Origin of the sequence: Nordella sp. HKS 07 (assembly GCF_011046735.1) — a bacterium.
Lineage (GTDB): Bacteria > Pseudomonadota > Alphaproteobacteria > Rhizobiales > Aestuariivirgaceae > Taklimakanibacter.
In genome coordinates this window covers 6740555-6759168 of sequence record NZ_CP049258.1, presented here as the reverse complement: position 1 = coordinate 6759168, position 18614 = coordinate 6740555, and the positions used below count along the sequence as shown (strand labels likewise).

The following is an 18614-nucleotide window of genomic DNA, read 5'->3' as shown; positions in this document are numbered from 1 at the left end:
CGCCGGCAGCGTCTCCGGCTCACGCATCCGGTGTTTCGGCCCAGCCTTTGCGGGTGCCGCGATGCAGGACGTCGTCGCCATCGACAATGTCACCGGCGGCGATCTCGGGCTGCTTCTGCAGCGCTTTGTAGAGTGGGGTGAAGTCAGGCGAGGTCGCCTTGAACAGCTCCTCGAAGCTCCTGATCACGAAATAGGTGTTCTGGAAGGTGTCGATCCGGTAGCGGGTACGCATCACCCGCATGAGGTCGAAGCGCACGCGGTTGGGGCTGTCGCTCTCGAGCGCGTAGATCGACTCAGCTTTCGACGACATGATGCCGGCACCGTAGATGCGCATGCCCTTCTTCGTTTCCATCAGGCCGAACTCGACCGTGTACCAATAGAGCCGCGCCAGATTGGGCAGCGCGCCGAGCTTCAGCGCCTTGACGCCACCCTTGCCATATTCGGCGACGAAATCGGCCATCACCGGATTCATCAGGAGAGGCACATGGCCATAGAGGTCGTGAAAGACATCGGGCACTTCGAGGTAATCCATCTGCTCGGGCTTCCTGATCCACCAGGTGGCGGGGAAGCGGCGATTGGCGAGATGGTCGAAGAACACATCGTCGGGCACGAGACCCGGTACGGCGACGACCGACCAGCCGGTCGCCTTGCCGAGAACCTCGCTGAGCTTCCTGAAATCGGGAATGCCGTCGGCGGCCACGCCGAGGCCGGAAAGGCCATCGAGATATTCATCGCAGGCGCGGCCTTTGAGGATCTCGGCCTGGCGGCGGAACAGTGTCCGCCATGTATCGTGGTCCTGATCGGTGTAGCTGGCGACGGGCTGGTCGATGGTAAAGTCAGCCCGCACATCCTCTTTCTTCAAGGCTGTCATGGCATGCACTCCTTCTAGCGCCGATACGGCGGAGCGCCATGATAGCGCGAATCGGGGGCGCCGGCACCGCGGCGCTTGACGGCGGCGGTCTTTTCGTCCAAAACCAAATCTTTATAAAACCATTTGGTTATAGAATGACGCCGTCCAGCCATCTCGATGCCGCGTTCTCGGCCTTGGCCGACCCGACCAGGCGGGCCATTCTCGCCCGGCTCGCCCTGGGCGAGGCCTCGGTCATGGAACTCGCGGAGCCGTTCTCCATGAGCCAGCCGGCGGTCTCCAAGCATCTCAAGGTGCTGGAGCAGGCGGGCCTCATCTCGCGCGGCCGCGATGCGCAGAGGCGGCCCTGCCGGATCGAAGGCAGGGCGTTCGCCGAAATGGAGGAGTGGCTCGAGAACTACCGCCGCTTCTGGGAAGGCCAGTTCCGGCAACTCGACGCCCTGCTGGACGAACTCAAGGCGGCGAAGAAAAAAGCAAGGGCGGCAACGCCCGGAGCCAAAGGAAAGCGTAAATGATGTCCAAGTCCGGAGGAATGCCGAAATGAATGCCGCTACACCCAGAACCACGGTCGGCCTTAAAGTGTCGGCCCCCGGCGCCCGCGAGATATTGCTCACACGATTGTTCGATGCGCCGCGCGATCTCGTCTTCGACGCCTTCACCAAGCCCGAGCTCATCAAGCGCTGGATGTTCGGGCCCGAAGGCTGGTCGCTGCCGGTCTGCGACCTCGAGCTTAAGGCCGGCGGCAAGATGCACTATGTTTGGAAACACAAGGACGGCAACAGCATGGGCATGCGCGGCGCGTTCCGCGAGATCAAGCGGCCCTCGCGCATCGTCCATACCGAGATCTTCGACGAGGACTGGACCGGCGGCGAGACGCTGGTCACTACGCTCTTCACCGAGAAGGACGGCAAAACTCTGGTCGAGCAGACGATCCTCTATTCTTCGCGCGCGGCACGCGACGCGGTGCTCAAGTCGCCGATGGAGGACGGCGCCGCGCAAGGCTACAACCGGCTGGACAAGTTTCTGGCCGGCCAGGCGGACAGGCGCGGCGCGGCCTGAGCGAACGACACACTTCTAGTGTGCTGAACGCGAAGTTCCTGATATCAGGCGGCTTGCACCGACAGGAACTTCGCGTTCAAAAGCACACTAGGATCATTAGGTTTTCTAGTGTCCTTCCGAATCCGAAGTTCGCTCGGAAGGTCCCGCTGGCTGTGGCGAACTTCGGATTCGGGACATTAGCGGAGATACGTCATGCAGAAAATCAGGCCGTTCCTGTGGTACGACAACCAGGCCGAGGAGGCGGCGAAGTTCTACGCCTCAATCTTCAGGAATTCGAAGATCGGCAAGTCCGTGCCGGGGCCGGAGGGGAGGGTTCTCACCATCGAATTCGAGCTCGAAGGCACGCAATTCGTTGCGCTCAATGGCGGGCCGCATTTCAAGTTCAGCGAGGCGATCTCACTCACCGTCGATTGCACGTCGCAAGGCGAGGTCGATGAATTATGGGAGAAGCTGTCGGAGGGCGGCTCCCAGGGGCAATGCGGCTGGCTCAAGGATAAATACGGCCTTTCCTGGCAGATCGTTCCGAGAGTGCTGGTCGAGCTTCTCACCCATCCAGATCCCGCGACATCGCAGCGCGTGATGCAGGCGATGATGCAAATGTCCAGGATCGACATCGCCACGCTCAGGGAAGCCGCGGCCGCGTAATCTGGCCGGCTTGATTGTGTGATACGGCAAATCTACCATGCTGCCGTTCTCGCCGGCCCTTCGGCCGCGGAACGGGGATGGCGAGATGAAACCGATGCTTGAGGCGGGTCTCAAGGCGACCTTCGAACGGCAAGGTTATGCCGGGCCGTATCGATTCTTGACCGATGCCGAATGCCGCCTGTTGCAACGCTATGTCCGCAGCGGCGAACTGGCCGCACCGGCCGTCTGGGGCAAAGGCCTCGCGGTGCGCGATCAACTCCTCTACGGCCTCGCGACGAAGCCCGAGCTTCTGGTGGCGCTGGCACAGCTTCTGGGCCAGCATGTCTATCTCTGGGGTGCCCAGGTCATCGCGAAAGAGCCGGGGGAGGTGCATCCCTGGCATACCGACATCGAGACCAGCCATCCCGGCGGCCGCTTCGTCTCAGTCTGGATCGGACTCGAAAACACCTCGGCACAGTCGGCGCTTCAGCATATCGGCGGCTCGCACCGGATCGGCAAGCCGCTGCAGCAGGTCGCGCATGAAAAACAAGTCGCCCGCCCGGACCGCACCGCCGAGCGGGCGCTCGCCTGGGCGCGCGAGACGATCGCGGATGCCGAGCTGTCGACGGCCGATGTGCGGGACGGAGACGCCGTACTGTTCGACGGACGCATCTGGCACGGCTCGCTCAATGCCGGGAGCAGACCCAGGCGCGCCTTGCTGCTGCAGTTTGCGGCGGGCCATCATCAGGTGCGCATCCCGGACCTCGCCAAAACGATGAATTGGCCGTTCGCCTACAGGCCGGAGCTGCCGCCGGCGATTACGGTTCTCGGCCGGGCACGCGGATATCGCAATCTCGTCGAGCCGCCGCGCGACAAGGCGCTCGACCAGCCGGTGATCGCCGGGCTCGATGCGCCGGCCGGTGACGGAGCATGGATAGCGCAGCCGCTCATGGCGGGCAGGACGGCCGCGGTGGGGCATCTCGGTGCGCATTACTCTCTGCTGCAGCCCGGGCACTCGCCGCATCCCCCGCATGCGCATGTCGAGGAGGAGATCCTGGTCGTCATCGACGGCGAGGCCGAGATCGTCCTGCCCGAAACCAGGATGATCCGACGCCTGCCGTCCACCGGCTGAAGCCCGGCGACTTCGCCTATTATCCGGCCTATCGCTGGCATACGATCCGCAATGCGAGCGACAAGCCGATCGTCTATCTCATGTATAAATGGCGGGGCGCCTCACTCGGGCTCCCGAAACATGCGGCGGCGGGCGTTTTCTCCGACACCGGCGAGTGCGCGGCCTCCGACAAGTCCTTTCAAACGCGGCTCGTCTTCGAGGGAGGAACGCATTTCCTCAAGAAGCTGCACGCCCATCGCAGCGTGCTCCAGCCGGGCGGCGGCTACGCGCCGCATGCAGATCCCTATGACGTGCTGATCGCGCTCTTCGAGGGGACGGTCCAGACGATGGGACGAACGGTGACGGCGCCGGCATTCCTCTATCATCCCGCCGGATCCCTGCATGGCATCCGCGCGCTCAGCGAATCGCCGGCGCGCTATCTGGTGGTCGAGATGCACGGTGCCGAGCCACGCGACGATCGCGGCCGCAGAAGGATCCAAGCGGAGTGGTCCATGGTGGGCGCCTCCACCGCGCGGATCAGTGCGGACTGGACGGTGCGGCGGTTCCCTTAAACCGGCGCGCAGGCCTGCTTCAGCCAGGCAAGCTCCGCGCCTTCGAGGAAGGCGCCGATCTCGCGCTCGACGCGGGCATGATAGGCGTTGAGCCAGTCACGCTCCTCAGGTGCCAGGACGCCTGGCTCGATCAAGCGGCGGTCGATCGGGCAGAGCGTCAAGGTCTCAAAGGACATCATCGGGCGCTCGCCGCCAGGGATCGCTTCCGGCTCGCGCACGAGAATGAGATTCTCGATGCGGATGCCATACTGGCCTTCCTTGTAATAGCCGGGCTCGTTGGAGAGGATCATGCCGGGCTCGAGCGGGGTGCGGTCGGATTTGTTGATGCGGGCAGGGCCCTCATGGACGGAGAGATAGCTGCCGACGCCATGGCCGGTGCCGTGATCGAAATCGAGGCCCGCCATCCATTGCGGCTGGCGCGCCAGCACGTCGAGCTGGCTGCCGCAGGTGCCTTTGGGAAAGCGGATGCGCGACAGAGCGATCATGCCCTTGAGCACGCGGGTGAAACGGTCCTTCATCTCGGCCGTCGGCGTGCCGACGATGACGGTGCGGGTGATGTCGGTCGTGCCGTCCTGGTATTGCGCACCGGAGTCGATGAGATAGATCTCGCCGTCTTTCAGCGGCAAGGCGGTTGCCCTTGAGACGCGGTAATGCGGGATGGCCGCATTGGGGCCGACGCCGGAGATCGAATCGAAGGAGAGGTCCTTGAGCATGCCGCCCTCGGCACGGAACTCGGCGAGCTTCTGGGCGACGGTGACTTCATCCTGGCCGCCCTTGGGTGCGGCCGCGTCGAGCCAACAGAGGAAACGCGTCACGGCGACTCCGTCGCGCTTCTGAGCGGCGCGCGCGCCTTCCTGCTCGATGGCGTTCTTGCGCGCCTTGGGCAACACGCAAGGGTCCTTACCGTGGACGATCTCGGCACCGGAAGCCGCCAGTACGGCGCGGATGCGCTCCGGTGTCCAGTCGGGATCGATCTGGACGCGGGCTTTCTCGCGGCCGAGGCTCGCCAGCGAGGCCTCGATGTCCTGGGGAGCCTTGAGACGCACGATGCTCTTCAGATGCGCCGTCACATCCTCCGGCAATTTGGCGGTGTCGATGAAGAGCTCAGCTTCGCCCTTGCGGTGCAGGATGGCATAGCTCAGAACCACTGGCGTGTAGGCGACATCGCCGCCGCGGATATTGAAGGCCCAGGCGACCGAGTCAGGCTGGGTCAGCACCACCGCATCAGCGCCGGCCTTCTCCAGACTCTTCGCCACATCGTCGAGTTTGTCCCTGGCGCTCTTGCCCGAGAACTGCGTCGGCTGGACGGAGACCGGCTTCATCGGACGCTTGGGCTGTTCGGCCCAGATCGCGTCGATGGGATTGCCGTCGACGGGCTGGAGCTTGGCACCGGCCTTGGCCGCCGCCTTCTCGAAGCGGGAGATCTGATCGGCGGTCAGCAACCATGGATCGTAACCCAGGATCTCACCAGGCTTCAGTTCCTTTTCCAGCCATTCCGCCGGCGGCTCCTCGACCAGATGGCGGGGCGTGAAAATCGCGGTATCGACCTGCTGGCGCACCTGTATCGTATAGCGGCCGTCGACGAAGATGGCGGCGCGATCAGACATCAGGATGGCGAGGCCCCAGGAGCCGGCAAAGCCGGTGAGCCAGCGCAGCCGCTCGGCATAGGGCGCCACATATTCACCCTGGAACTCGTCCTGGCGGGGGATGATGAAGCCGTCGAGCTGGCGGCGCTGGAGTTCCTCGCGCAAGCGCGTCACGCGCTCGCGCGAGAGGTGACCTTCGGAGACGTCGTCGAATGATTGGAACATGGCCCATATAGAGCATATCCTCCCGTAGTTGAGAAGTTGGCGATGCGATCGCTTCAGACATGACGCAACCTCGCCGTGAGACACCCAGAGGACTGCACCGCCTTAAAAGAGCTGCGAGGCCGTTTCCTTCCGCACGGCAATCCTGTAGAGCGAGGAGACGGGGCGTAAGTTCACGTTGGGACGGCGGCAGCCATGAAGACCAGACCACCGGTCGACCAGGACCTCTTGGCGGTCATCGGCCCTGATGCGATCATCGAGGCCAAGCGGCGGCTGGCGATGCTCGACGCCATCGCCTATGCGGCAACGCGCATGATGGCGGGCGATTGGCGTGACCATGTCCAGGACTTCCTGAAGCGGCTGGGGCACGCCACGCAGATGAGCCGGGTGACCATGTTCGAAGTCCATCCCGGACCCGATGGCCACAGGGTGCAGTCGTGCCGGCACGACTGGGCCGATAAGGGGCTTTCCCCGCTCAGCAGCGACCCCCGCTACAGCAACATGCCGCTCTCCGACGACGACGATCCCGAGCATTTGGGCGAGTGGGCCGAGAAGCGCGAGCGAGGCGAGATCGTCCAGGCGAAGTTCAGCGAGACGACCGGCTATACGCGCCAGGTCTTCATCGAGCATCACACCTTGTCCTTCATCTCCGTGCCGATCATGGTGGGACGAAAATGGTGGGGGTTCCTCGGCTTCGACGATTGCAAGGAGGAGCGCGGCTGGAGCTCGGAAGAGATCCATGTGCTGCGCACCGCGGCCGCACTCATCGCCGGCGCCGTCGAGCGCGAGCAGGCGGACGAGAAGATCAGACTCTCGGAAGAACGCTATGCGCTGGCGGCGCGCGGCGCCCATGACGGGCTGTTCGACTGGGACGTGAAATCGGGCAGCATCTTCCTCTCGCCGCGCCTGCACGAAGTGCTGGGGCTCGCACCCGCCAGCCTCTCCGGCAACATCGACGAATTGATCAGGCTGTTCGTGAAAGCCGACGGCGATTTCCTGCGCGCCACCTTCCGGCACAAATTCGAGCGCCGCGAGGAGACGTTCGACATCGAATGCCGCTATGAGCCGAAGCCAGACGCCACGCAATGGATCGTGATGCGCGGCCTCATCGTCTATGGCGCGGAAGGGCCCCGGCGGGTGGTCGGCGCGCTGCGCGACATCACGCGGCAAATGGAGGTACAAAAGCGCCTGAGCGATGCCGAGCGTAAGCGGGCCAATCTGGCGCGTTACTTCTCGCCCAACATGGTGGATGGGCTGATGCAGACAGGCGGCCGGCTCGACGAAGCGCGCACCCAGCGCGTGGCCGTGCTGTTCGCCGATATCTGGGGTTACACCACGATCAGCGCGGCGATGCCGCCGATGCAGGTCATGGCGCTGCTGCGCGAGCTGCTGCGCATGTTCGAGAAGGCGATCTTCGCGCATGGCGGAACGCTCGACAAGTTCCTGGGCGATGGCCTCATGGCGACCTTCGGCACGCCCAAGGCAGGACCCCGCGATGCCGCCAATGCGCTGGCCTGCGCCGCGGCGATGGCGGAAGCGATCGCGCGCTGGAATGCGAAACGGCGCGCCAACGGTCTGCAGCCGATGCATCTCGGCATCGGGCTCCATCACGGCGATGTGGTGCTCGGCGACATCGGCAGCGAGCGGCGCATGGAATTCGCCGTCATCGGCGACACCGTCAATGTGGCGAGCCGCATCCAGGAGATGACGCGGGCACTGAATATCGCGGTGCTGGCGAGCGACGCGGTGATCCGGGCGGCACGCCAGGAAGCCGGCGAGGACGCGGTGCGCGAATACGGCGACAGCGGCGAGCACGAACTGCGCGGCCGCACCGGCAAGATCAGGTTGTGGAGCCGGGCGGCCGAGAGGTAGGGACGCTCTCTCGACTTTCCCCTTCTCCCACGCTGCACGGGGGAGAAGGGAAAGTGTGAAACGCGCTCGCTACTTCTTCACGATGCGGCCTTCGACCGCCGGAGAAATCGTCTTGTGCGCGCTGACATAAACCATCACGTCATTGGCCATCAATTTCGCGTCGCGCACGGTGAGCAGGGGCTTCGCCTCGCGGAACACCGAATAGCCGTCGCCGCCATTGGCCATGAAATCATTGGTGGCGAGTGTGTATTTCGCATTGACGTCGAGCGGCTTGCCGGCGACCTCGACCGAGACGACGCGCTGGCCCTTGGGCTTCGCCGCGTCATAGACGACCTTCATCCCCGAAACCTGCGGGAAGCGACCGCCATTGTCCTCGATCTCGCTGAAGCCGTTCTCGAGCGCCGATAGGATCGTGGCGCCGGTGACCTGCAGTTTCATGGTGCGATTGCCGAAAGGCAGCTCGGTCAGGACGTCCTTGCGGGTGATGGCATGGCCGGCCGGATACTCCTTGTTGCCGCGCAGGCCGCCGCCATTGGTGATGGCGACATCGGCGTCGACCGCCTTGCGCAGCGAATCGGCGACGAGATTCCCCATCGCGGCTTCCGCGCTCCTGACCGTGGCGCGGCGGCTGTCGAGCGGCGTGGTCGTGGTGCCGATGGCGACATCGAGCTCCTTGGCCAGCATCGCGGCGAGTTCGTCGCTCTTGGCCTTGGTCTCGGGATCTGGTGTCACGTCCTTGGTGTCGATCACCCGGAAGCTCGGGTGCCATTTGACGACGCGTTTGCCGTCCTTCTCCGAAATGTCGAAGGTGATGTCGGCGATGCTGACGTAATCCGCCTGCTCATAGGATTCCATCGCGGCGACGCGACCGTCATAGTTGATGAGCAGGTCCTGGTCATGGCCGGTCATGATGAGGTCGATGAGGCGGCTCTCGACCATGGCGCGGTCCTCGCCGCGGCCCGAATGGGTGAGCGCCACGACGAAGTCGGCGCCCGCCTCGCGCAATTCCTTGGCCTTGGCGAGGCCGGTTTCCAGCGCGTCGGCGATCTTGAGATTGCCTGGACTCGAGGCATGGGCGCTTTCATCCGAGGTAAGCCCCACGATACCGATTTTAAGGGGGCCACGTTCGATCATCAGCGTGTCGGAGAAATTGGGGAGGAGCTTGCCATCGGGATCGCGGAGATTGGCGGCAAGGAGCGGAAACTTGGCCTCGGCCATGCGCTTCAGGAACACTTCCGGACCAAAGTCATATTCGTGATTGCCGGGAGTGAAGGCATCGGGCGGGGCGAGATTGGTGAGCATGATCGTGTGCTCGCCCTTGTCGAGGCCGGAAAGCAGGGAGGGGGAGATCATGTCGCCGGCATGGCCATAGACGACATGGCTGCCCTTGGCGCGTTCTGCCTTCACGACCGCATTGAGGCGGGCAAAACCGCCGCGCTCGCCTGAGCCTTCGAATTTGTCGATGTCATTGGTCTGAATGAAGGAGACGGTGACCTGCTCGGCGAAAGCCTGGGCCGAAAGAAAGAAGGCAAAGGCAGCGAAAACGGCAAGTCTGTGGAAGGCTCTCATAACGGAAGGCTCCAGACACACATGGTTGCGGGAGCGCCATTGGAAAGCATCTGTCCGCCTCACGCAAGGGTAAGGAAATAGTGCCGAAAGGTAATGGTGCGATGCAAAAAGACATCGCCTGAGTTTATGCGCTGTCAGCATGGCGTTTCTGCCCGTTCCTCGCGTTTTCTCTCCCATGCTGGCATTAAAGCGCTAATAGGGGCCGCTTTTCGATTGTGTCTGAACTGTGTTGGAATTGCGGTAAATATAGCAATTTCAATGTGATAAGATAAAGTCGACTAACTTGACGTGGTTGATTAATGATATGTGAACGATGATATGAGTTTATTGCATGTCTCGCATGCTGACCGGCCCTCTGGTGCAACGCAAGCGGGTCCTCATATAAGGTCCGTGCTTGTGCAATGCACAACAACATTAGTTAACACCACATCGGGTGCGATTGCCGAAGGGCCGTTGGTCCGGTGTGACGAAACAGGAGCTAGAAATGAACACGACGACTTTCAACCGCGAAACCAGCCGTAACGGCACTCGCATGATCCCCGATTTCCTGACCCGCGTTTCGAGCCGCGTCGTCAACTACGTGTCGCGCAGCCGCGCCGAGCGCCAGCTGCAGGCCCTGGACGACCGTCTCCTGGCCGATATCGGCATGCGCCGTTCGGAAATCCACCGGATGGTCTGGGGTAACTAAGGTTTCCGGCGCAGGTCCGAAGGACGTGCGCCAAGCCAGTTCCCGGCCGCTGCCTGCGGCACTGCCCAATTGACGCCCGCGACGGAAACGCCGCGGGCTTTTGCTTTTCAGGCGCCGATTTCTTTCCGAAAGGCTATTCGGGATCCGGTTTGTCTGAAAACCAGCGTCGCCCAATTGCCGAGCCTGATCGGGCTCTCGGGGATGAGGCCGCGATTGCGATAGGCGGCGCGCACCGCTTGTTCCTGATCGAGGGTGAGGCCGGACAGAATCAGGCTGCCGCCGGGCGCCAGGCTCGCGGCCAAGTCACCCGCCAGCGCTATCAGCGGCCGCGCCAGAATATTCGCGAAAATCAGATCATAGGGTGCTGAAGCGGCGATCCGCCGGTGCTTGAGGCCGGGCGCCGTGATCGCCGCAAGCAAGGGGCCGGCGCCGTTATTACGGGCATTGGCAAGGGTCACATCGACGGCGATGGGATCGATGTCGCTGGCGGTGACGGCGCGGCGCAAAGCCAGCGCGGCGGCAATCGCCAAAACCCCGGTGCCGCAGCCGACGTCGAGGATCCGCCTCGGGGCGCCGCGCTTCAACAGGTGGTCGAGCGCCAGGAGGCAGCCGGAGGTCGTGCCGTGATGGCCGGTGCCGAAGGCCGTACCGGCATCGATTTCGAGCGAGATGCCGCCCGCACGCCGGCGCTCGCGGTCATGCGAGCCATAGAGGAAGAATCGCCCGGCGACGACCGGCGCCAGGCCCTCGAGCGAGCGCCGCACCCAGTCGACATCGGGCAGGGCGTCGATGGAGAAGGCCTCCTCCAGCCCCAGATGGGGTTTCAGCATCGCGCCGGCGGCGCGGGCTTCCTTCTCTTCAGTGAAATAGGCTACGACATTCCAGAGCTTCGCCGCCTCGTCGGTCTCGTTGAGGGTGACGGCCGGCGGCGCCTCGTCCAGATTCTCGAGGAACGCCGCGAGCTCCACCGCGCGATCTTCCCGCAGATCGCCGATGGTGAGGGTGAACTCCATGCGACCCGCTATTCCGCCGCTTCGCGGGCGAGGAAGCCGCCTGACTGGCGGCGCCACAAATCGGCATAGAGGCCGCCTCTGCGCAGGAGCTCGTCATGCGAGCCTTCCTCAACGACGCGACCCTTGTCCATGACGACGAGCCGGTCCATGGCGGCGATGGTGGACAGCCGGTGGGCGACGGCAATGACGCTCTTGCCCTCCATGAGGCTGTAAAGGCTCTCCTGGATAGCCGCCTCGATTTCCGAGATCGAGCGCGCTCGTCGCCTCGTCGAGAATCAGGATCGGCGCGTTCTTGAGCAGAACGCGGGCAATAGCGACACGCTGGCGCTGGCCGCCCGACAGTTTCACGCCGCGTTCGCCGACATGGGCGTCATAGGAGCGCCGGCCCTTGGGATCGACGAGCTGCGGGATGAACTCATCGGCATGCGCCCGCTTGGCTGCTTCAACGATTTCCTCCATCGAGGCGTCGGGGCGGCCATAGGATATATTGTCCTTGACCGAGCGGTGCAGCAGCGAAGTGTCCTGGGTCACCATGCCGATCTGCTCACGCAGGCTCTCCTGGGTGACCCTGGCGATGTCCTGACCGTCGATGAGAATGCGGCCTTGGCGCAGGTCGTAGAAACGCAGCAGCAAGTTGACAAGCGTCGACTTACCGGCGCCGGAGCGGCCGACCAGTCCCACCTTTTCGCCGGGGGCTATGGTCAAAGTGAGGTTGTCGATGACCCCGCTCTTCTCGCGATCGGACGACTTGCCGTAGTTGAAGCCGATACTCTCGAACTTGATCTCACCCTTGGTCACGATGAGCGGCTGCGCATCCGGGACATCGACGAGGCTGCGTTCGCGCGCAATGGTCTCGATGCCGTCCTGGACGGTGCCGATATCCTCGAACAGACCCGCCACTTCCCACAGGATCCAATGCGCCATGCCCTGCATGCGCAGTACCAGGCCGACGGTGAAGGCGAGCGCGCCCGTCGTCACCGCGTTGAGCGACCACAGCCAGATGGTGAGTGCGCCCGTCGAGAAGAGGAGGAGGGCGTTCAATATATTGAGCGCCACTGTCATGCGCGTGGTGGTGCGCAGCGAACTATAGACGGTGTCGAGCATGTGGCGCAGGCCATCGCGAGCGTAGAGATCCTCGCGGTCGGCATGGGCGAAGAGCTTGACGGTCGAGATATTCGTGTAGCTGTCGACGATGCGGCCGGTGACCATGGAGCGCGCATCGGCCTGCGCTTTCGACAATTTGCCGAGCAGCGGCACGAAATGACGCATGACCAGGAGATAGCCGACGAACCAGAGGACGAGCGGCACCGCAAGGCGCCAGTCGCTCGCCGCGAACATGACGACGGCGCCGGTAAAATAGACGCCGACATAGACCAGCACCTCGGTGATCTTCATCACCGTGTCGCGGGTGCCCAGCGCCGCCTGCATGACCTTGGTGGCGATGCGGCCCGCGAAGTCGTTCTGGAAGAAGTCGACGCTCTGGCGCAACACATAGCGATGCGCCAGCCAGCGGATACGCATAGCGAAGTTGCCGATGAGCCCCTGATGGACGACCGCCTCATACCAGAATTTGAGGATCGGCAGGACGAGCAGCACCAGCACCGACATGATGATGAGGCGGGTGCCGTGCACGTCCCAGAAAGTCGCGCGATCGGCGTTGTTGAGCCAATCGACGAGATTGCCGAGGAAGGAGAACAGCGCCACCTCGATCAGGGCGACCGCAGAGGCTAGGCCCGAGCAAACGAGGATCATCGGCCAGAATGGCCGCGTATAATGCCAGATGAAGCCCCACAGGGTACTGCCGGGCTGGGTCGGTTTCACAGACGGAAACGTATCGGTCCGGCTTTCCAGCCAGCTGAAAATACGCTCGAACACGGTTTTTGCTCCAAAGATGGAACGCTTCGCCTTTTGGGCTCCAGAAGCGTTCGGGCGGAAAGAGCTGCGACTCTCCCGAAAATCTTGGCCGTCTTATAGCGGAGCAAATTTGAAGAGGGAAGCGGGGGCCGGCGTGATCAAGTGATCGTCACGTCAAGAAACTCCGCCGCGCGGTGCGGCGGAGTTCCTTGTGGTAAATCCAAACAGACGCGTTACGGGTTGGTCGTGCCCTGGCCGGTGGTGCCGCCTTGCGGCGCGGGTGTTGCCGGCGCGGCCGGCTGCTCAGGGGCCGGAGCCGGAGCCGGAGCCGGAGCCGGAGCGGTGCTCTGGGGCTGCGTCGTCGTGTTGCCCTCAGGCTGGCTTGGCGTCGCCGGTTGCTCAGGAGTCACGGGGGCCGCCGGCGGTGTCGCGGGCTGCTCCGTCGTGGTATTTGTCGTGGGCGCAGGCGTATTGGAGCTGCCTCCCCACATGAAGAAGGCTGCGATCAGCGCCAGAACGACCAAGCCGCCGATGATCCACCCCGTGCTGCTGCTCGAGCCGCGACGGATTTCCGTATTATAGGTGACAGTCGGATCGACTTTTGGATCTGTCTTCGCGCGATACTGAGGGTTGGTATCCATTCTTGTCTCCCATCAAATGGATGATGCCTGTCAACGTGCGGCAAGGACTAAAGTTCCCAAATAGGTGAATTTAAAAGATCATATACTTCAGATAGTTAGGATGATTTTATCGATGTGCCGACACTTCGGAATGGGGCTCCGCCGACAATTGCGTGTCTGGCCCCCTGGCACACATGCTAACGAGGGGCCGCCATGGCCTCCCTACCGCGCATCGTCCCGCTCGTCGTCGCCTCAGCGCTGTTCATGGAGAATACAGATTCGACGGTGATCGCAACCGCGCTGCCGGCCATCGCCGCTGATCTGCATGTAGATCCGGTCATCCTGAAGCTCGCTTTCACCACCTCCTCCTGGCGTTGACCGTCTTCATTCCGGTCAGCGGCTGGTGCGCCGACCGGTTCGGCGCCCGCAACGTGTTTCGCGCCGCCATGACCGTCTTCACCGTGGGATCGATCGCCTGCGGTCTCTCGACTTCGCTCGAAGGCCTCATCGCGGCCAGGGCTCTGCAGGGCCTTGGTGGCGCCATGATGGTTCCGGTCGGGCGGCTGATCATTCTGAGGACAGTATCGAAGAGCGAGATGGTGAATGCGCTGGCGTTGCTCACCATTCCGGCGCTGCTCGGGCCGATCCTCGGCCCGCCGATCGGCGGCTTCATCACCACTTATTTCCACTGGCGCTGGATCTTCTTCATCAATATTCCCTTCGGGCTTCTCGGGCTGGTGCTGGCAACACTCTATATGCCGGATATCCGCGAGGAGGGGGTGCCGCCGCTCGACGCCAAAGGCTTCCTCCTGTCGGGTTTCGGGCTGTCGGCCCTGGTCTTCGGCGCGACGGTGTTCGGCCGCGACGTGCTGCCGGCGCATGGCGCGGAGATACTGATGGTCGTCGGCGCCATATTGACGGCAATTTATGTGCGGCATGCCAGGCGCACCGCCAATCCTATCCTCGACCTCAAGCTTCTCAACGTCGCGACCTTCCGGTCGGGCGTCATGGGCGGCAGCCTGTTCCGGATCGGCATCGGCGCCATTCCGTTTCTCCTGCCCTTGATGCTGCAGCTCGGCTTCAAGCTGACGCCATTCCAGTCGGGCAGCCTGACTTGCGCGGCGGCACTCGGCGCGCTCACCATGAAGTTCACCGCGGCGCGCATATTGAAGCGCTTCGGCTTTCGCAGCGTCCTCATCTGCAACGCGCTGATCAGCACGGTCTTCCTCGCCGCGCAGGGCCTGTTTACGCCGCAAACCCCGCATCTCCTGATCCTGGCGGTGCTGCTGGCCGGCGGCTTCTTCCGTTCCCTGCAGTTCACCTCCCTCAACGCGCTCTCCTATTCGGATATCCCGCCGCGTGAGATGGGCAAGGCGACGAGCTTCTATAGCGTGGCACAGCAGCTCTCGCTCGCGACCGGCGTCGTCTGCGCCGCCTCGGTGCTGGAAATCGCGCAATATCTGAGAGGTGATCTGACATTGACCGTGGAGGACTTCTCCTTCGCCTTCTTCACCGTGGCGATGATCAGCGTGCTCTCGGTGTTCTCGCATCTGAAACTCGCCAAGGATGCCGGTGCCGAGGTGTCGGGCAAAGCCGTGCTGGTCGAGAAATGAAACCCAGGCTCTTCATCATCACTGGTGCGATGGCGGCCGGCAAGTCGACCGTTGCTCAGCTCCTGGCCGAGAGCCTGCCGAAGTCCGTGCATCTGCGCGGTGATGTGTTCCGTCGCATGATTGTCACAGGCCGCGCCGAAATGGGACCGGTGCTCTCGGAGGAAGCCCTGTCGCAGCTCGCTCTGCGCCATCGGCTCGCCGGCGATGTGGCGCGTGCCTATCACGATGCCGGCTTCACCGTCGTCTATCAGGACATCCTGATCGGTGCGGCGCTGAGCCAGGCGGCGGAACGGCTCGCCGATCTCGATCCGACGATCATCGTGCTCAATCCCGGCGCCGAAACGCTGGCGAGGCGCGGGGCGGGTCGCTCCAAGCCGGGCTACAGCGACGGCTTTCCGCCGAACATCCTGGCCAATGCGCTTGAGCGGGAGACGCCACGGCTCGGCCTGTGGCTCGATACATCTCAAATGACCGCCGAAGAGGTGGTGGAGCGGATCCTCCGGTCCTAATCGAGTCGCTTCCGCAAACAGGCGATGCGCTCGACCTCGCTGAAGCCGTAAGCCTGGTGGGCGCCGAGGCTCGCCTCGTTCTCGATCTGCGTGTCGCTGGCCATCTCGGTAAAGCCGTTGGTCCTGGCCCAGTCTTCCGCTGCGGCGATGAGCAGGCGGCCTACATTCCGCCGGCGGGCACCTTGCGCCACATAGAGTCCCTCGACATAGGGAACCGGCGACGAGACGCAGCCCTCGGCATAGTTGCGCAAGGAGAGTTCGACAAAACCTACGTGACTGCCGTCTTGGGCGATGAAGGCGGCGGCGATCATCGGATCGCCGGCGAAATAGCCCTCGACATCGGTGAGAAGGGAAGGATCCTCGCCATAAAGGGCCGCCCGCATATCGCGCCAGGCGGCCTTGTCCTCAGGACGCGCGGGCCTGACGATGATATCCGCCATCAGGCCAGCTCGATGAAGGAATCGAGAACGCGCTTCTCGCCCGCCTTGTCGAAATCGATGGTGAGCTTGTTGCCGTCGACATGGCTGACGCGGCCATAGCCGAACTTCTGATGGAAGACTCTGGCGCCGCGGGCGATGTTCTTGCCCTCGGTCTCGCGCGCCACCAGCTGGCCCTCGATGATATGTGGCGACGATCGCATGGCCTCGCCCTTGGCGTAGGCGCGCTGGGCGCGCTGCCAGCCCGGCGTGTCGTAAGTGTTGGAGAAGGGCGTGGTGCGCTCCTCGAAGCGGCTCGTCCCATAGGAGCCGATGCCATAGCCGCCATAGGAATTGGCCATCGGCGCCACTTCGACATGCGCTTCCGGCAATTCGTCGATGAAGCGCGAGGGCAGGCTCGACTGCCAGAGATTGTGGACGCGGCGGTTCTGGGCGAAGGAAATGGTGGCGCGGCGCTTGGCGCGGGTGATGCCGACATAGGCCAGTCGGCGTTCCTCCTCGAGGCCGGCGCGGCCATTCTCGTCTAGCGAGCGCTGATGCGGGAAGAGGCCTTCCTCCCAGCCGGGCAGGAAGACCGTGCCGAATTCGAGGCCCTTGGCGGAGTGCAAGGTCATGATGTTGACCTTGTCCTCGCTGTTGTTGGCATCGGTGTCCATCACCAGCGCGATATGCTCGAGGAAGCCTGCCATGGTTTCGAACTCGCCCATAGAGCGGACAAGCTCTTTCAGGTTCTCGAGGCGGCCTTGCGCTTCCGGGCTCTTGTCGTTCTGCCACATGGTCGTGTAGCCGGACTCATCGAGTATGATCTCGGCAAGCTCGGTATGAGGCAGGCCCTGCAGCGTCTGGCGCCAGCGCGCGAAGGACTCGAGCAGCGTGCGCAAAGAGGTGCGCGTCTTGGCCGGCAACTCGTCGGTCTGGCTCAGAACTTCAGCGGCGCGGTAGAGCGAGACGCCGTCCTTGCGGGCATGCTCGTGCATGCGCTTGACGGACGTGTCACCGATACCGCGCTTCGGCACGTTGATAATGCGCTCGAAGGCGAGATCGTTGTCGGGCGAGGCCGTGATCTTGAAATAAGCGAGTGCATCGCGCACTTCCTGGCGCTCATAGAAGCGCGGACCGCCGACGACGCGATAGGGGACGCCCAATGTGATGAAGCGGTCTTCGAAAGCGCGCATCTGGAATGAGGCGCGCACCAGGATCGCCATGTCGTTGAGCTTCTCGCCCTTGCGCTGCAATTGCTCGATATCTTCGCCGATGGCGCGGGCTTCCTCATCGCCGTCCCAGTGCGAGCGCAAAGCGATCTGGTCGCCGTCGTCGCGCTCGCTCCTGAGCGTCTTGCCGAGGCGGCTCTCATTCTTGGCGATGAGGCCCGACGCGGCGCCGAGAATCTGCGGTGTCGAGCGGTAATTGCGCTCGAGCCTGATCACCTTGGCGCCGGGGAAATCCTTCTCAAAGCGCAGAATATTGTCGACCTCGGCGCCCCGCCAGCCATAGATCGACTGGTCGTCGTCGCCGACGCAGCAGATATTCCTGTGGCCCTGGGCGAGCAGCCTCAGCCACAGATATTGGGCGACATTGGTGTCCTGATACTCGTCGACCAGCATGTATTTGAAGCGGCGCTGATACTCCTTCAGGACGTCCGGATGGTCTTGGAATATATGCAGAACTTCAAGAAGAAGGTCGCCGAAATCGACGGCGTTCACGACCCGGAGCCTGGCCTGGTATTCGGCATAGAGCTCGGCGCCACGGCCATTGCCATAGGCATGGGCCTCGCCGGCGGGCACCTTGGCCGGGAGCAGGCCGCGATTCTTCCAGTTGTCGATGAGCGAAGCCAGCTGGCGGGCGGGCCAGCGCTTCTCGTCGATGCCGGAGGCCTCGATGATCTGCTTCAGAAGGCGGATCTGGTCGTCCGTATCGAGGATCGAGAAGCCGGATTTGAGACCGGCGAGTTCGGCATGGGAGCGCAGGATCTTGACGCCTATGGCGTGGAAGGTGCCGAGCCAGGTCATGCCCTCGACCACGCCGCCGATCAGATGGCCAATGCGCTCGCGCATCTCGCGCGCGGCCTTGTTGGTGAAGGTCACGCACAGGATCTGGCCCGGCCAGGCCCGGCCGGTGGCCAGGATATGGGCGAGCCTGGTGGTCAGGACACGGGTCTTGCCCGTGCCGGCACCCGCCAGCACCAAAAGAGGCCCGTCGGTTGTCTCGACCGCCGCGCGCTGTTCCGGATTGAGGCCTTTGAGATAGGGGGGCTCGGCCCCCGCCAGGGCGCGCGCCGACAAACCGCCGGGCCTCTGGGGCGGCGGGACTTCCTCGAAATCACCTAGATCAATGGGACGCGACGTCATGTTTAAAGGGTGCGAATCCTGAAGTTTCGCACCCTTATATAGCAACTCC

At 63.3% G+C, this 18614-nt stretch carries 15 protein-coding genes and 2 pseudogenes; 9 read left to right on the top strand and 8 right to left on the bottom strand.

The window, feature by feature from the left end:
• Positions 1–19 precede the first annotated feature (19 nt).
• Positions 20–871 (bottom strand): phenylalanine 4-monooxygenase, encoded by an 852-nt coding sequence (phhA, locus tag G5V57_RS32045; RefSeq protein ID WP_165173018.1) that lies wholly within the window; start codon positions 869–871, stop codon positions 20–22.
• A gap of 134 nt (positions 872–1005) precedes the next feature.
• Between phhA and G5V57_RS32040 the strand changes: the two genes are divergently transcribed.
• The 5 genes from G5V57_RS32040 (at position 1006) to G5V57_RS34030 (ending at position 4234) form a co-directional block, all read left to right on the top strand.
• Positions 1006–1383, top strand: coding sequence for a metalloregulator ArsR/SmtB family transcription factor (locus G5V57_RS32040; protein ID WP_165173016.1), 378 nt, complete (start codon positions 1006–1008; stop codon positions 1381–1383).
• Between the two features lie 25 nt (positions 1384–1408).
• Positions 1409–1927: an SRPBCC family protein gene (locus G5V57_RS32035; protein ID WP_165173014.1), complete on the top strand. Its 519-nt coding sequence runs from the start codon at positions 1409–1411 to the stop codon at positions 1925–1927.
• A 192-nt stretch (positions 1928–2119) separates the two neighbouring features.
• Positions 2120–2572 carry a VOC family protein gene (locus G5V57_RS32030; protein ID WP_165173012.1) on the top strand — a complete coding sequence of 151 codons (453 nt, stop codon included), beginning with the start codon at positions 2120–2122 and terminating at the stop codon, positions 2570–2572.
• An 85-nt stretch (positions 2573–2657) separates the two neighbouring features.
• Positions 2658–3683 (top strand): phytanoyl-CoA dioxygenase family protein, encoded by a 1026-nt coding sequence (locus tag G5V57_RS32025; protein ID WP_165173010.1) that lies wholly within the window; start codon positions 2658–2660, stop codon positions 3681–3683.
• Between the two features lie 80 nt (positions 3684–3763).
• The gene (locus G5V57_RS34030; RefSeq protein ID WP_206530352.1) at positions 3764–4234 is read left to right on the top strand and encodes a cupin domain-containing protein; all 471 of its coding nucleotides are present in this window, start codon (positions 3764–3766) and stop codon (positions 4232–4234) included.
• Here the strand turns inward: G5V57_RS34030 and G5V57_RS32015 are convergent.
• Positions 4231–6045 carry an aminopeptidase P family protein gene (locus G5V57_RS32015; protein WP_165173006.1) on the bottom strand — a complete coding sequence of 605 codons (1815 nt, stop codon included), beginning with the start codon at positions 6043–6045 and terminating at the stop codon, positions 4231–4233. The genes G5V57_RS34030 and G5V57_RS32015 overlap by 4 nt on opposite strands.
• A gap of 192 nt (positions 6046–6237) precedes the next feature.
• On the opposite strand from G5V57_RS32015, the gene G5V57_RS32010 reads away from it, so the two are divergent.
• Entirely contained in the window at positions 6238–7914 is a 1677-nt protein-coding gene (locus G5V57_RS32010; protein ID WP_165173004.1) for an adenylate/guanylate cyclase domain-containing protein, read from the top strand.
• Positions 7915–7983: 69 nt separating this feature from the next.
• Here the strand turns inward: G5V57_RS32010 and G5V57_RS32005 are convergent, their stop codons facing one another.
• Entirely contained in the window at positions 7984–9483 is a 1500-nt protein-coding gene (locus G5V57_RS32005; RefSeq protein WP_165172994.1) for a bifunctional UDP-sugar hydrolase/5'-nucleotidase, read from the bottom strand.
• A 484-nt stretch (positions 9484–9967) separates the two neighbouring features.
• On the opposite strand from G5V57_RS32005, the gene G5V57_RS32000 reads away from it, so the two are divergent.
• Positions 9968–10171, top strand: a complete 204-nt coding sequence (locus tag G5V57_RS32000) for a DUF1127 domain-containing protein (protein ID WP_246737447.1) — start codon at positions 9968–9970, stop codon at positions 10169–10171.
• Between the two features lie 107 nt (positions 10172–10278).
• Here G5V57_RS32000 and G5V57_RS31995 read toward each other — a convergent pair whose 3' ends face one another.
• The 3 genes and pseudogenes from G5V57_RS31995 to G5V57_RS31985 all read right to left on the bottom strand — a co-directional run bounded on the left by G5V57_RS31995 (position 10279) and on the right by G5V57_RS31985 (position 13679).
• Positions 10279–11184, bottom strand: coding sequence for a 50S ribosomal protein L11 methyltransferase (locus G5V57_RS31995; RefSeq protein ID WP_165172992.1), 906 nt, complete (start codon positions 11182–11184; stop codon positions 10279–10281).
• An 8-nt stretch (positions 11185–11192) separates the two neighbouring features.
• A pseudogene (locus G5V57_RS31990) lies at positions 11193–13047 on the bottom strand (ABC transporter ATP-binding protein).
• Between the two features lie 224 nt (positions 13048–13271).
• Positions 13272–13679 carry a hypothetical protein gene (locus G5V57_RS31985; RefSeq protein ID WP_206530134.1) on the bottom strand — a complete coding sequence of 136 codons (408 nt, stop codon included), beginning with the start codon at positions 13677–13679 and terminating at the stop codon, positions 13272–13274.
• 192 nt (positions 13680–13871) lie between these two features.
• Here G5V57_RS31985 and G5V57_RS31980 point away from each other — a divergent pair.
• Both G5V57_RS31980 and G5V57_RS31975 read left to right on the top strand, forming a co-directional pair.
• Positions 13872–15271, top strand: a pseudogene (locus G5V57_RS31980) (MFS transporter).
• Positions 15268–15780, top strand: coding sequence for an AAA family ATPase (locus tag G5V57_RS31975; RefSeq protein WP_165172990.1), 513 nt, complete (start codon positions 15268–15270; stop codon positions 15778–15780). The pseudogene G5V57_RS31980 and the gene G5V57_RS31975 overlap by 4 nt, the downstream one beginning before the upstream one ends.
• Here the strand turns inward: G5V57_RS31975 and G5V57_RS31970 are convergent.
• On the bottom strand, positions 15777–16220 hold the full coding sequence (locus tag G5V57_RS31970; protein WP_165172988.1) for a GNAT family N-acetyltransferase: 444 nt from the start codon (positions 16218–16220) through the stop codon (positions 15777–15779). The genes G5V57_RS31975 and G5V57_RS31970 overlap by 4 nt on opposite strands.
• The gene (locus G5V57_RS31965; protein ID WP_165172986.1) at positions 16220–18565 is read right to left on the bottom strand and encodes an ATP-dependent helicase; all 2346 of its coding nucleotides are present in this window, start codon (positions 18563–18565) and stop codon (positions 16220–16222) included. The genes G5V57_RS31970 and G5V57_RS31965 overlap by 1 nt, the downstream gene beginning before the upstream one ends.
• Positions 18566–18614 lie beyond the last annotated feature (49 nt).